The sequence below is a fragment of the Ulvibacterium sp. genome (assembly GCF_965248315.1).
GTDB lineage: Bacteria > Bacteroidota > Bacteroidia > Flavobacteriales > Flavobacteriaceae > Ulvibacterium.
Genome location: NZ_CBDFIX010000002.1, coordinates 612,141 through 625,442 on the forward strand (window position 1 = coordinate 612,141; position 13,302 = coordinate 625,442).

The following is a 13,302-nucleotide window of genomic DNA, read 5'->3' on the forward strand; positions in this document are numbered from 1 at the left end:
CTACAAACACGCAACTTTTTATAAAATACATATCTATACTATAAAAAATGTTATGTATAAAATGCGCTTAATTTTTGTGTTGTTCTCCTTTTTAGTGCTTTTGGTGAATTGCTCTGACGATGATGATGATACGGTAATAGATTGCGAAAGGATAGGCTGTACGGAACAATTTGTAACGCTCACTGTTAATGTAAGGGACGCCTCTGGGGTTGTTATTCCCTTGGATGCTTTTGAGGTTATAATAACCGCAACCGGTGAAGATATTACCCGTGAAGTGTCTGGTCAGGAATTTGAAAACTTCCGGCAAAATGGAACCTATCCCCTCTTTGGGGATGAATTTGCAGAAAAATATAGAAATAAGACCGAAGTAATCAGTTTTAAGGGGTTCATAGAGGGTAAGCAAGTGGTAAATAACAGCTATAAAGTAGGGGCCGATTGTTGCCATGTGCTATTGATTGATGGTAATCCTAACATTACGGTAGATTAACCCATTTCCTAACACTGTTCTCTTTTCTAGAATTCCTACCTTTGTCCAATTAATTTAGGAGATGGGTAAAATACGTATCACGAAACAATTTACTTTTGAGATGGGCCATGCCCTTTATGGGCATGATGGTAAATGCCGAAATATTCACGGGCATAGTTATAAATTGTCGGTGACCGTTATAGGCGAACCCATTACGGATACTGCCCATGCAAAATTGGGAATGGTGATTGATTTTGGGGACCTAAAAAAAATCGTGAAGGAAGAGATTGTAGACCCTTTTGACCACGCTTCAGTTTTCAATAAAAACACGCCTCATGGAGAACTGGCCAAAATATTGGAAAACGAGGGGCACAAAGTAATACTTACCGATTACCAACCGACTAGTGAGAACATGGTTATTGATTTTGCAGAAAAAATAAAGTCGAGACTTCCAAAAGATATAAACCTTCATTCCTTAAAGCTTAGGGAAACCGAAACTGCCTTTGCGGAATGGTATGCCGAAGATAATGGCCTTCTCCCTTAACAAAGGCCGATTGGTGCTTTTTCCTATCTTTACAACCAAATGACTACCATAAACATTCCACAAGGCAAAAAAGTCTATTTTGCCAGTGACAACCATTTAGGTGCGCCTACACGGGAACAAAGTCTGCCCCGCGAAAAAAAATTTGTAGCTTGGTTGGACGAAGCAAAAAAAGATGCTGCCGCTATTTTTCTTTTGGGCGATCTGTTCGACTTTTGGATGGAATACAAGACCGTTGTTCCCAAAGGTTTTACCCGAACCCTGGGGAAATTGGCCGAATTATCGGACTCCGGAATCCCTATCTACTATTTTGTGGGTAATCATGACCTGTGGATGAACGGCTATTTTGAGGAAGAGCTCAATATTCCCGTTTTTCATAGGCCACAACAATTTAAGCTGAACGATACGTTGTTTTTTATTGGGCATGGAGACGGACTGGGCCCTGGGGATAAGGGCTTTAAGCGAATGAAAAAAGTGTTTACCAATCCTTTGGCCCAATGGTTCTTCCGCTGGTTGCATCCGGATTGGGGGGTTCGGATAGCCCAATACTTTTCGGTAAAGAACAAGTTGATTTCCGGTGACGAGGATACCAAATTCTTAGGTGAGGACAAGGAATGGTTGGTGCAATATGCCAAACGAAAACTGGAGCAAAGACATTATGACTACTTCGTTTTTGGTCATCGTCATCTCCCTTTGGAAATCGATTTAAATGGAAAATCGACCTATACCAATTTGGGAGATTGGATCTCATACTTTACCTATGGGATTTTTGATGGAGAAAAACTTACATTGGAGAAGTTTGAACAAGTGTCATAAATTATCCCCTCAAATCCCTCAATTTTAATTGCAAGCTCACCCTGCCCTGCCACTCGTTTTCATCCAATGAAAAAATGGCATCGAAGGATTTCTTATGGGCCGTTAGGGATAGCTTTTCGCCAAGGTTAAATCCTATGGCCCCAATGGGGCCCATACCATTTTGGACAAGGGATAATTTTAGATGCTTTTCATTTTCGCCTACCCCTTTGCCATAGCCCGTGTCATGAAGATTTTCCGTCATAAAGATCGGGGTCATATTGCCTGGTCCAAAAGGGGCAAACTGTTTGATAATCCGTAGCAGTTTGGGGGTGATATCCGTAAACTCTATTCGGGCATCCACTTTAATTTCCGGAGTAAGTAAATTAGGATCTATGGTTTCGGAAACCACTTTCTCAAATTGTTGTTTAAAAGCTTCGTATTGCCCTTCCAAAAGTGTGAGTCCAGCGGCATATTTATGACCTCCAAACTGTTCTATGCAATCGGAACACCCTTCTAAAGCGTTATACACGTCAAATCCCTTTACGGAACGCGCAGAGGCTGCCAGTTTATCCCCGCTTTTGGTAAAGACCAAGGTGGGGCGGTAGTAGGTTTCGGTCAGTCGGGAGGCAACAATCCCGATTACGCCTTTATGCCAGGTATCCTTATAGACTACCGATGTAAACTTTTCTTCCTCCTTGTTTTCCTTAATCTGTATAAGAGCCTCTTGGGTAATTTCTTGATCCAAATTTCTGCGATTCAGATTAAATTGCTCTATTTCTTTAGCAAACTTGCGAGCTTGCCCCAAATCAGTTTCGGTCAATAGATTTACCGCATGCTGCCCGTGCTTCATACGCCCGGCCGCATTGATCCGGGGTGCAATGATGAAGACCACATCGGTAATGGTCAGTTCTTCTTTTTTGATTTGATTGATAATGGCCCTAAAACCAATCCTTGGATTTAAATTGATGACCTGCAATCCGTAAAACGCCAGAACCCTGTTCTCTCCTGTAATGGGTACAATATCCGCACCAATGGCCGTAGCCACCAAATCGAGATATGGTACCAAGTCTTCTGTTGCCTGCCCATTCTTGGACGCCAAGGCCTGAATCAGTTTAAACCCTACCCCACACCCACAAAGTTCATCATAGGGATAATCACAGTCCTCCCTTTTAGGGTCAAGGATAGCAATGGCCTCCGGCAATACATTCCCGGGCCTATGATGGTCACAAATAATAAAATCGATTCCCTTTTCCTTGGCATAGGCTACCTTATCAATAGCTTTTACCCCACAGTCCAAGGCAATAATTAATGAAAAATCGTTGTCCTCGGCAAAATCGATACCTCGAAAAGAGACCCCATAGCCTTCGGTATATCTATCCGGAATATAAGTGGCTACATTGGGATAGTATTCCAACAAATAAGAAGATACCAATGCTACCGCGGTAGTGCCATCTACGTCATAATCCCCGAACACCAGAATGTTTTCGTTATGGGCTATGGCTTTTTCAATCCGGTCTACGGCCACATCCATATCCCTCATCAGAAATGGATCGTGTAAATGGGAAAGTTGTGGCCTAAAAAAACGCTTGGCTTCCTCATAATTGGTAATCCCACGTTGCAATAAAAGTTGGGTGATAAGACCATCCACCTGCAAGGCATCCGAAAGCCTTTGGATATCGTCTTGCTCGGGTTTGGGTTTCAAAGTCCAGCGCATGTCCTAAAATTCAAAAATAAAAGTCAAGCTCAAATAAAACTATTACGTTGGGTCAGGTTAAAGAGAAAGATAAGGCAATTATTTTGAAATATAGATTATAGTCTATGAAATTTTATTGTTTTCCCATATCTGCCAATACCATCGAAAACATTTCGGTTGGCGTTCCTACAACAAATCAAACCCAAATACAAAAACCAAAGTCAAGCTCAACTTCAAAGCTAAGCGAATAGCTAACCTTTATTTTTAATAATTGTGGCCATAATTCTTATCAATTGTTCAACTTCATCCAAAAGCTCCTCTATTTTCGAGCTATCAGCATAACCGATCTTTGCTAAAATCTTGAGATTAATTCGAGATTCCTTGAGCTCTTTCAGAGAGATTGCTGCCTTATTTTTAAAGTCTTTGTCCGATTGGGCCCCTTGCATTTCTCCAAAATTAAGTGCAGAACCACCCCCAGAGCGTAGAAGCTGATTGCCATAGTACTGACCGGTCAAATCATTGGGTATTGTCTTGCAAAACAGTGCTATCTCGGCCGCAAAATTCACCAATCTTTCTTCGAGGTCATAGGTTTTTAGCATCAAACTGTATTTGTATTTGTATTTTGTGTCTGACTTTATCTGTGAAATACCGTTTTTACTTCCAACTTTGCGAACTTTCTGAACATCTCCATAACACCGCAATATTTTTCAACGGAGAGTTCTACCGCTCGGTCCAGTTTTTTCTCGTTGAGATTATTCCCGTAAAAATGGTATTCTATAGTAACCTTATCGTAGTATTTGGGGTGCTCGTCCGTAAGGTTGGCAATGGTCTCGATTTGAAAATCATCTACCTCCAGTTTCATCTTTTTAAAAAGTCCCGCTACATCTAGTCCGGAGCATCCTGCTAAAGCAGAAAGCATCAAAGCCTTGGGGCGCAGTCCATCGCCTTCCCCGCCATCATCGGGACTTGCATCGATTTTTATATCATGCCCGGAAATATTATTACTTTCAAAGGCCATATTTCCCAGCCATTTGGTCGTGATATGATTTGTTGTGCCCATAAATTTTTGTTTATTGTAGGCTATAAAAGTACGACAAATAGATGCCTTTCAAAACATTCGATTATAAGGATTTTCTCGTTTCGCGTCTCCGTATTTTGTAACTTAAATTTAGTATATGCCCTTAGTAACCCCTCTTAATCCCAATCATGATATCGAGACCAAAAAACTGGCCGAATTCTTCAATGAAACGCTTGGTTTTTGTCCCAATTCCGTGTTGACCATGCAACATAGGCCGGCCATTTCCAAAGCCTTTATCAACCTGAACAAGGCCGTAATGGCCAATGAGGGTAGGGTAACCTCGGCCCTAAAACGAATGATTGCCTGGGTCAGTAGCAATGCCACAGGATGCCGTTACTGCCAAGCCCATGCTATACGTGCGGCCGAGCGCTATGGCGGGGAACAGGAACAATTGGACAATATTTGGGATTACCGGACCCATTCTGCCTTTTCCGAAGCCGAACGGGCCGCCCTCGATTTTTCCCTGGCCGCATCTCAAGTACCCAATACGGTAAATGCGGAAATCAAATCACGTTTATACGAACACTGGAACGAAGGGGAAATTGTGGAGATGTTGGGTGTTATTTCCCTGTTCGGGTATCTTAACCGATGGAACGACTCCATGGGTACCTCTATTGAGGACGGGGCCGTGGAAAGTGCCACACAGTATTTGGGAAAACACGGTTGGGAGAAAGGGAAACATGGTGGTGAAATGTATTAAAAATCTCTAGGAAATTTAAAAATGCAACACATTAGAGAACATCTGGAATCCTTTGCTCCCCTTTCCGATGATGATTGGTATGTTTTTAAATCCAAACTGGTCCTCCAAAATTATCCCAAAAACGGTATAATCCTCAAACAAGGAACGACGGAGAACTACTTGTCTTTTATAGAATCCGGTGTGGTACGGTTGTATATTCCAAAAATTGACAACGATCTCACTTTTGGCTTTGTCTTCGCCTCTAGTTTTGTGAGCGCCTATGATTCCTTTTTGACACAATCCCCTTGTAATTATCAAATCCAATCCATAACCCCTACGAAACTTTGGCGGATAAGTTATGCCGATTTACAAACGATATATAAAGAAACGGCCATCGGCAATGAGATTGGGCGAAAAAATGCGGAAACCCTATTTCTGATAAAATCCAAGCGCGAATTGGCACTCTTGAACAAATCGGCTAAAGAACGCTATTTGGAATTGTTTTCGGAACGGCCAGAACTGATTCGGGAAATTCCCTTGAAGTATATCGCCTCATATATTGGCATTACCCCACAGGCCCTGAGCCGAATTCGCCGGCAGATTTCTTAACCTAGGTTCATTGCACGGCATCTTTTTAATGGGAATCTTTGCCCTATGAAAACATTAATCGTCTTACTAGGAACTTTTCTTATTTCCCTAATCCTGATCAAGTTTATTAAAGGGCAGTTGTCCCTGGCTCTGGCAGCACAAATTGCCATGGCCGCAATGCTGGTATTTACGGCAATCGGCCATTTTGCCTTTACCCATGGAATGGCACAAATGCTCCCCGATTTCATTCCTGCAAAAAAAGAACTGGTCTACTTCACGGGTTTCATGGAAATTGGGTTCGCCATAGGTTTGCTTATGCCGAGATATAAGGTCACCGTAGCTTGGGTCCTAATCGTTTTCTTTATTTTGATTCTTCCGGCGAACATTAAAGCGGCCCTGGAGAACATCAATTACCAGACTGGGGAGCTCAATGGAAAAGGGATATCCTACTTGTGGTTTAGAATTCCATTGCAGTTGTTCTTTATCCTGTGGGTTTATTTCTCAACACTGAAGAAATAGTTATCTAAGTGCATCTTTTATTCGCCATTGCAATTCGGTGATAACTTCCTCTACAAACCATGGATTTTTGCTTAACCAAAATCGATTTCTGGGCGAAGGGTGGGGTAATACAAAATAATGTGGCAGATAGTTCTTATAGGCCCTCACCGTTTCGGTCAGATTCTTTTCCATTTTTTCGCCCAAATAATAGTGCTGCGCATATTGCCCGATCAGGATAACCAGTTGTAGGTTGGGCATTTGATCAAAGAGCGGAATATGCCATAGAGGAGCACACTCCGAACGTGGCGGCAAATCACCACTTTTCCCCTTTCCTGGATAGCAGAAACCCATAGGGATCAACGCAATTTTCTTTTCGTCATAGAACATGCCGTCCGTAACGCCCAACCAGTTTCGCAATTGCTTGCCGCTGGGATCGTCCCAGGGAACACCTGTCTTATGAACTTTGGTTCCGGGAGCCTGTCCGATTATCGCTATTCTAGATTCCGGATTTGCGGCAACAATAGGTCTTGGGCCCAAGGCCAAATGCGCCTTGCATACCTCGCAGTTCCGTATTTCCGTAAGTAAATCTTCCATGGATACTTTGTAAATTGTCGAAAGTCAAAAGGTAAACTAACAAAAAGAATCCTGGAACCTCCATCCCATTTCTTGATACAAATCAATTTTTCCGATTGGCAAAAGCCTCACTTTTGTACTATATAAAATCCATTATTCATGCCTACCTTATTAATTACTCCGGAAAATCAAATTCAACGCTTGAATCTATTGATGAAGAGCATAAACGAACTTCAGGAACTGGATATCTCAAAGTTGACTACCCCACCAAAACCTAAGGCTTGGAGTGTTTTGGAAATTATCGAACATTTAAGCATTGCGTATACATTTTATGTTGAAAAAATTGATGCCGCCCTGGCAAAGTCAACCGATCATAACTCGATGAATGAACCATTTAAGGCCAGGGCTTGGCAAAAAATCATAATCATGGGGCAACGTCCCAAGGATCGTAGGCGAAAGTGGAAAATGAAGACGTTACGAAAATTTGAACCGATTTTTTCCAACCATATGACCCATGAACAGATTCATACAGTGTTTGAAAAATTTAGCCGTTTATACAGCCATTTAAAACAAGCTATGCTTAGCAGTCGGCAAAAAGAGGTTTCCAAAACTAAAATTACCTCGGCTATAGGTCCTATAGTCACTTTTTATTTACCTGAATGTTTTGAGTTCTTATTGAGCCATGCAGAGCGACACCTTGTTCAAATTGAGGAAACCTTGGATTCATTATCCTAATTATTACTATAGTGCATAAATCCTATCGTAAACCTTATTTTTATAGTCCATACGTTATGCACCTTCTATGGACGATACGACATATCAAAAACTGAAACACTTTTTCCCACAGGTTCATTTGGGTTCGGAGAGCGAATCAAAATTCCGCTCTTTATGGGTTCCAAAATCCTTTAATCGCTCCGAACTCATTACCGAAGCGGGTAATACCGAGCGCTACTTTTATTTTGTATTGGAAGGGGTACAGGCCCTTTATATCCTAAATGAGAAAGGGGAGAAAGTAGTTTTGGGATTTTCGTATTCCGGGAGCCCTTCCGGTGTTTTCGATTCCTTTATTTATAAAACCTCTTCATTTACTTTTTTGGAGGCCCTAAAGCCTTCCAAAATGTTGGCCATCACCTGGGAAAATTATCAAAGTCTCTTTGAACTTGATCCGGATTTTCAGACTTGGGGGCATCATTTTTTTAGGGATATCCTTATGGGCCGATTGTATCGGGAAGCAGAGTTGCTTACCCTGTCCGCTGAAGAACGTTATATACAATTCATGCAGCGTTGTCCCAAGGAATTACAAGTAATTCCACAAAAATATTTAGCCTCTTACTTAAATATGAAACCGGAAACGTTTAGCCGACTTCGAAAATCCGCCCGCTACTAGACACTACTTTTTCCCCGCAACCACAATAACAATTTCGCCCTTGGGGGGCTTATCGGAATAATGTGCCAATACTTCAGCAGCAGTTCCCCTAATTGTTTCCTCATATATTTTGGTCAGTTCCCTGGAAACGGAAACAGGGCGGTCTTCTCCAAAATAGTCCACGAACTGGCCCAAGGTCTTGACCAATTTATGCGGCGATTCATAAAATACCATGGTTCGGGCTTCCTCGGCCAGAAGCTTTAATCGGGTCTGACGGCCTTTTTTTACTGGAAGAAAACCCTCAAAAACAAATTTATCATTAGGGAGTCCACTATTTACCAGTGCCGGTATAAAGGCGGTTGCGCCCGGAAGACATTCTACGGCGATATCATTTTCAATGCAGGTCCGAGTCAATAAAAACCCCGGATCCGAAATGGCCGGCGTACCAGCATCGGAAATTAGGGCAATGGTTTCGCCGGACACTATCCTCTTTACAATGGCATCCACCGTTCTGTGCTCATTGTGCATGTGATGGGACTGCATTGGAGTGGTAATTTCATAATGTTGCAAAAGCTTCCCGCTTGTCCGGGTATCCTCGGCCAGTATGATATCCGCCTTCTTTAGAATATTGATAGCCCTTAAGGTGATATCCTCCAGATGGCCTATCGGCGTAGGTACAATATAAAGCTTTCCCATTTTCGAAGAAATCAAAAGCCGGAAATTGATTTCACAACTTCCGGCATTTTATTTTGATGATTTTATAAGGGATTTTACGAAAACCTGCGTTGAATCAGTGCTATAAATCGCTCTTCATACTCCTCTTTTCCCGCCCAATTGTTGTAATCGGGTTTTACCATGTTGGTTATAAAGGAAATAGATCGCTCCTCAGAATCTATGGTATTTAACTGGGAGATAACCCTATTGAAATCCTCCGTACTTTCATTAAAAAGATGTTTCACAAAGGCCAATCGGTTGTTAAGGTCTACCTTAATGTCCGTATTCCCAAATTTGTCGTTTAGGGATTTTGGTCTAGTCTCTCGCTTTGCCCCATTCTCTTTGGGAGGCATAAAAAGCTCTTTATCGTTCTTCACATATTCCGGTTTTGCCATAAATTCGGCCAAAACCTCATCTACCGGTGCCTCACTGGGCATTTCCGAGACCATATCCTTTATAGTGTCTATTCCCGGGGTCATAATATCCTCACTATGTGGATTACTCTCTGGCACCGATGAATTGGCGTTCAGCACGGCATTTGCCATTTTTTCAAACTTGGACGCCATTGCGTTTTTTGAAACGTCTACTTCCACATCGTTCAGCTCATTTTCAATAAACTTTAATACGGCAAGTTTCTCATAAAGATTTTTGGCCGCTTCATAGAGGTCGGTGATTTCCCTTAAATCCCTGGAGGTAATGATGTCCGTAGACAGTTTCCGCAACTCCTCCTTCAGTTTTCGCTTCATTGCTTTTATTTTATCCTTTCGGAAAAGGTGTTCCTTTTTTAGTAATTTTAATGCTCCCTGTTAACAGGAACGAAGAAACCCCTTATTTTCGTCTAAAATTACAAAATGTTTCTCGAAAATACCGTTAATAACAAAGAACAATTCGGCTGGATAGAGGTCATCTGCGGCTCGATGTTTTCTGGTAAGACCGAGGAACTTATCCGCAGATTGAAGCGTGCAAAGTTTGCCAAGCTCAAGGTGGAAATATTTAAACCTATTGTGGACAATCGGTATCATGAGGATAAAGTAATTTCCCATGATGCCAATGAAATCCGCTCCACTCCCGTACCTGCAGCGGCAAACATTCGCATTTTGGCGGATACCTGTGATGTTATTGGTATTGACGAGGCCCAATTCTTTGATGATGAAATAGTTACGGTCTGTAACGATTTGGCCAACAAGGGTATTCGGGTGGTGGTAGCGGGGCTGGATATGGATTTTAAGGGAAACCCTTTTGGGCCAATGCCTGCCTTAATGGCCACTGCAGAATATGTTACCAAAGTACATGCAATCTGTACCCGTACGGGAAACTTGGCCAACTATAGTTTTCGAAAATCCAATAATGATAACTTGGTCATGCTTGGGGAGGTCGAGGAATATGAACCCCTAAGCAGGGCCGCTTTTTTTAAGGCAATGTTACGGGAAAAGGTAAAAAAGATGGATGTGGAGGTCGAAGAGCTCCCATCAAACTCCAAAAAACCTAATGCCTAAAACCAAAGAAACCATTCTTGAAATCGATTTGGGTGCGCTTGAGCACAATTATCGTTATTTGAAATCCAGATTGCGACCTGCCACAAAATTCTTGGCAGTAGTAAAAGCGTTCGCCTACGGTAGTGATGCCATAAAAATTGCCCAAAAGTTGGAAGGTCTGGGAGTCGACTATTTTGCAGTAGCTTATGTAAACGAAGGCGTGGCCTTGCGGGATGGAGGTATACAGGTTCCTATTCTAGTATTGCATCCACAGCCCTTAAATTTTGGAACGCTTATACAAAAAAATTTAGAGCCCAGTCTGTATTCCCCAAAAATTCTCAGGGAATTTCTTGAAGTCGCCAAAAAACATAATCAAAAGGATTATCCGGTACATATCAAATTCAATACAGGTCTAAATCGTCTAGGATTTTGGGAGAACGATGTAGATTACATTGTTGAACGATTGGTCGGACGAAATGAAATCAAAATAGTTTCTATTTTCTCCCATTTAGCGGCATCTGAGGATTTGGGGGAAGCAGCCTTTACCCATGGCCAAATCAATACGTTTCAAAAAATTGCCGCCAAGGTAGATGAAAAATTGGATTATTCACCTTTTAAACATCTACTGAATACTTCGGGTATCATCAATTACCCGGAATCCCAATGGGATATGGTCCGAAGCGGGATCGGTCTGTACGGTTATGGCAATGAAAGGAATATCGATGTACAATTGAGACCCGTAGCTTGCCTTAAGACTATTATTTCACAAATCCATAAAATAGAACCCAACGAAACTGTAGGATACAACAGGGCTTTTACGTCTGATGGATACCGGATAACGGCCACACTTCCTTTGGGGCACGCCGACGGGATAGGCAGGCAGTACGGCAATGGCAGTACTTGTGTAACGGTTCACGGAAAAAAAGCGCCCATAATTGGAAATGTCTGTATGGACATGATTATGGTAGACATTACCGGAATTGATTGTCGAGAAGGGGATGAGGTCATCATTTTTGGGAAAAATCCGACCGCCGAGGAATTTGCTTCTACAGCAAATACCATTTCCTATGAACTTTTAACGAGCATTTCCCATAGGGTAAAGCGTGTTTTCGTTGGTGATTGATTCGATAATTAACGTTTCGTTAACATTGTTTTTTTGGTTATATTGCGGACAAGCACAAACAAATAGTAACTAAAACACTAAAACCATGTGGAAAGAATTTAAGAATTTTATCATGACGGGAAACGTCATAGATTTAGCCGTAGCCGTTATATTGGCAGGAGCCGTTGGACTTGTCGTAAGCGGATTTGTCAATGACATTATGATGCCCATTGTGGGTCATTTTGCCGGCGGAATGGATTTTGCGGATATGAAAGTAATACTTTCTGAAGCTGTAATGGCGGCCGACGGAACTGTAGAAAAGCCAGAAAGTGCCATCCGCTATGGAGCTTGGATAAACACGATTATCAATCTGATCATTGTAGGTTTCGTTTTGTTCATGATCGTAAGATCATATAACAAAGTACGGGCTCCAAAGCCAAAACCCGCCCCATCCGGACCTACCCAAGAGGAACTCTTGGCCGAAATCCGGGATTTGCTAAAAAAGCAATAAACGATATCAAGCCTTATAAAGGCTAATCCGCTACATCACAATTAAAACCATTAACCCCTGCATAAACAGGGGTTTTTCTTTTACCAAAAGGAAGATTCGTTTTTATAACATTTTGTTATATTTTTTACATATACATGAATCTACTTGTACAGTCCCGGTTCTTGAAGTACATTTGCCTTTCCAAATTGACAGGTAATGAAAGTAGCTGTAGTAGGTGCCACGGGAATGGTTGGCGAGGTGATGTTAAAGGTATTGGCGGAACGAAATTTCCCCATAACCGAATTGTTATTGGTAGCTTCGGAACGCTCCGTAGGGAAAAAATTGACCTATAAAGGGGAGGAACATACGGTTATTGGACTTAACGAGGCCGTAATCGCAAAACCAGACATTGCCATTTTCTCAGCAGGTGGAGACACTTCTTTGGAATGGGCTCCAAAATTCGCAGAGGTCGGTACTACGGTTGTGGACAATTCTTCCGCTTGGCGTATGGATCCAACCAAAAAGTTGGTAGTTCCTGAAATCAATGCCCATGAATTGAGGGCAACGGACAAAATCATTGCCAACCCCAATTGTTCCACCATCCAAATGGTTATGGCACTCGCACCCTTGCACCAGAAGTATCGTATGAAACGGGTAGTGGTCTCTACCTATCAATCGGTATCGGGAACAGGTGTAAAAGCCGTAAAACAGTTGGAAAACGAAATGGCCGGTGTTGAGGGCGAAATGGCCTATCCCTACCCCATTAATAGAAATGCATTGCCACATTGCGATGTTTTTATGGAAAACGGGTACACCAAGGAAGAAATGAAACTGGCCCGCGAACCACAAAAAATATTGGATGACCGTACTTTCTCGGTAAGTGCTACAGCTGTACGTATACCCACCGCGGGAGGACATTCGGAATCCGTAAATGTAGAATTCGAGAACGATTTTGAACTTAATGAGGTTCGAAAGTTATTGAACGATACTCCAGGAGTTACGGTACAGGACAACCCGGATACCAATACCTATCCTATGCCCATTTACGCACATGATAAGGATGAGGTTTTTGTAGGTCGTATCCGTAGGGACGAAACCCAGCGCAATACATTGAACATGTGGATCGTATCCGACAACCTTAGAAAAGGAGCTGCGACCAATGCCGTCCAAATTGCAGAGTATTTAGTGGAAAATCAGCTGGTGTAGGCAACCCATCTGTAAATCGGTATGGTGTCCAAATTTTG

Annotated in this window: 18 protein-coding genes; 12 read left to right on the forward strand and 6 right to left on the reverse strand. The window is 42.2% G+C overall.

Annotated elements, in window-relative coordinates; genetic code table 11:
• The first annotated feature begins 61 nt into the window (after positions 1–61).
• From ACP2AF_RS04250 to ACP2AF_RS04260, 3 genes are all read left to right on the forward strand, one after another.
• A complete protein-coding gene (locus ACP2AF_RS04250) occupies positions 62–487 on the forward strand; it encodes a hypothetical protein (RefSeq protein ID WP_425235000.1) in 426 nt (141 codons plus the stop codon).
• Between the two features lie 61 nt (positions 488–548).
• Positions 549–1,010 (forward strand): 6-pyruvoyl trahydropterin synthase family protein, encoded by a 462-nt coding sequence (locus ACP2AF_RS04255; RefSeq protein ID WP_425235001.1) that lies wholly within the window; start codon positions 549–551, stop codon positions 1,008–1,010.
• Positions 1,011–1,049: 39 nt separating this feature from the next.
• Positions 1,050–1,823, forward strand: a complete 774-nt coding sequence (locus ACP2AF_RS04260; protein WP_425235002.1) for a UDP-2,3-diacylglucosamine diphosphatase — start codon at positions 1,050–1,052, stop codon at positions 1,821–1,823.
• Between the two features lies 1 nt (position 1,824).
• Here ACP2AF_RS04260 and recJ read toward each other — a convergent pair whose 3' ends face one another.
• The 3 genes from recJ to ACP2AF_RS04275 all read right to left on the reverse strand — a co-directional run bounded on the left by recJ (position 1,825) and on the right by ACP2AF_RS04275 (position 4,555).
• Positions 1,825–3,516, reverse strand: coding sequence for a single-stranded-DNA-specific exonuclease RecJ (gene recJ, locus ACP2AF_RS04265; protein WP_425235003.1), 1,692 nt, complete (start codon positions 3,514–3,516; stop codon positions 1,825–1,827).
• Between the two features lie 230 nt (positions 3,517–3,746).
• The gene (locus tag ACP2AF_RS04270) at positions 3,747–4,094 is read right to left on the reverse strand and encodes a four helix bundle protein (RefSeq protein ID WP_425235004.1); all 348 of its coding nucleotides are present in this window, start codon (positions 4,092–4,094) and stop codon (positions 3,747–3,749) included.
• Between the two features lie 35 nt (positions 4,095–4,129).
• Positions 4,130–4,555 (reverse strand): OsmC family protein, encoded by a 426-nt coding sequence (locus tag ACP2AF_RS04275; RefSeq protein ID WP_425235005.1) that lies wholly within the window; start codon positions 4,553–4,555, stop codon positions 4,130–4,132.
• Between the two features lie 115 nt (positions 4,556–4,670).
• On the opposite strand from ACP2AF_RS04275, the gene ACP2AF_RS04280 reads away from it, so the two are divergent.
• From ACP2AF_RS04280 to ACP2AF_RS04290, 3 genes are read left to right on the forward strand one after another with little or no spacing between them, the layout of a single operon-like run.
• On the forward strand, positions 4,671–5,273 hold the full coding sequence (locus ACP2AF_RS04280) for a carboxymuconolactone decarboxylase family protein (protein ID WP_425235006.1): 603 nt from the start codon (positions 4,671–4,673) through the stop codon (positions 5,271–5,273).
• Positions 5,274–5,294: 21 nt separating this feature from the next.
• Entirely contained in the window at positions 5,295–5,861 is a 567-nt protein-coding gene (locus ACP2AF_RS04285; protein WP_425235007.1) for a Crp/Fnr family transcriptional regulator, read from the forward strand.
• A gap of 45 nt (positions 5,862–5,906) precedes the next feature.
• Complete coding sequence (locus tag ACP2AF_RS04290; RefSeq protein WP_425235008.1) at positions 5,907–6,359, forward strand: DoxX family protein; 453 nt, start codon at positions 5,907–5,909, stop codon at positions 6,357–6,359.
• Here the strand turns inward: ACP2AF_RS04290 and ACP2AF_RS04295 are convergent, their stop codons facing one another.
• A complete protein-coding gene (locus ACP2AF_RS04295) occupies positions 6,360–6,932 on the reverse strand; it encodes a uracil-DNA glycosylase family protein (RefSeq protein ID WP_425235009.1) in 573 nt (190 codons plus the stop codon). It abuts the gene before it with no gap.
• 138 nt (positions 6,933–7,070) lie between these two features.
• Between ACP2AF_RS04295 and ACP2AF_RS04300 the strand changes: the two genes are divergently transcribed.
• Complete coding sequence (locus ACP2AF_RS04300; RefSeq protein ID WP_425235010.1) at positions 7,071–7,646, forward strand: DinB family protein; 576 nt, start codon at positions 7,071–7,073, stop codon at positions 7,644–7,646.
• A 67-nt stretch (positions 7,647–7,713) separates the two neighbouring features.
• A complete protein-coding gene (locus tag ACP2AF_RS04305) occupies positions 7,714–8,298 on the forward strand; it encodes a Crp/Fnr family transcriptional regulator (RefSeq protein WP_425235011.1) in 585 nt (194 codons plus the stop codon).
• Positions 8,299–8,301: 3 nt separating this feature from the next.
• Here ACP2AF_RS04305 and rsmI read toward each other — a convergent pair whose 3' ends face one another.
• Together rsmI and ACP2AF_RS04315 are read right to left on the reverse strand one after the other, a co-directional pair.
• Positions 8,302–8,973, reverse strand: coding sequence for a 16S rRNA (cytidine(1402)-2'-O)-methyltransferase (gene rsmI, locus ACP2AF_RS04310; protein WP_425235012.1), 672 nt, complete (start codon positions 8,971–8,973; stop codon positions 8,302–8,304).
• Between the two features lie 74 nt (positions 8,974–9,047).
• Positions 9,048–9,737 carry a hypothetical protein gene (locus ACP2AF_RS04315; protein WP_425235013.1) on the reverse strand — a complete coding sequence of 230 codons (690 nt, stop codon included), beginning with the start codon at positions 9,735–9,737 and terminating at the stop codon, positions 9,048–9,050.
• A gap of 105 nt (positions 9,738–9,842) precedes the next feature.
• Between ACP2AF_RS04315 and ACP2AF_RS04320 the strand changes: the two genes are divergently transcribed.
• From ACP2AF_RS04320 to ACP2AF_RS04335, 4 genes are all read left to right on the forward strand, one after another.
• Positions 9,843–10,487 (forward strand): thymidine kinase, encoded by a 645-nt coding sequence (locus ACP2AF_RS04320; RefSeq protein WP_425235014.1) that lies wholly within the window; start codon positions 9,843–9,845, stop codon positions 10,485–10,487.
• Positions 10,480–11,589, forward strand: a complete 1,110-nt coding sequence (gene alr / locus ACP2AF_RS04325; RefSeq protein ID WP_425235015.1) for an alanine racemase — start codon at positions 10,480–10,482, stop codon at positions 11,587–11,589. Before ACP2AF_RS04320 ends, alr begins: the two co-directional genes overlap by 8 nt.
• A gap of 85 nt (positions 11,590–11,674) precedes the next feature.
• Positions 11,675–12,079 carry a large conductance mechanosensitive channel protein MscL gene (gene mscL, locus ACP2AF_RS04330; protein WP_425235016.1) on the forward strand — a complete coding sequence of 135 codons (405 nt, stop codon included), beginning with the start codon at positions 11,675–11,677 and terminating at the stop codon, positions 12,077–12,079.
• Between the two features lie 195 nt (positions 12,080–12,274).
• Entirely contained in the window at positions 12,275–13,264 is a 990-nt protein-coding gene (locus tag ACP2AF_RS04335) for an aspartate-semialdehyde dehydrogenase (RefSeq protein ID WP_425235017.1), read from the forward strand.
• Positions 13,265–13,302: the final 38 nt, after the last annotated feature.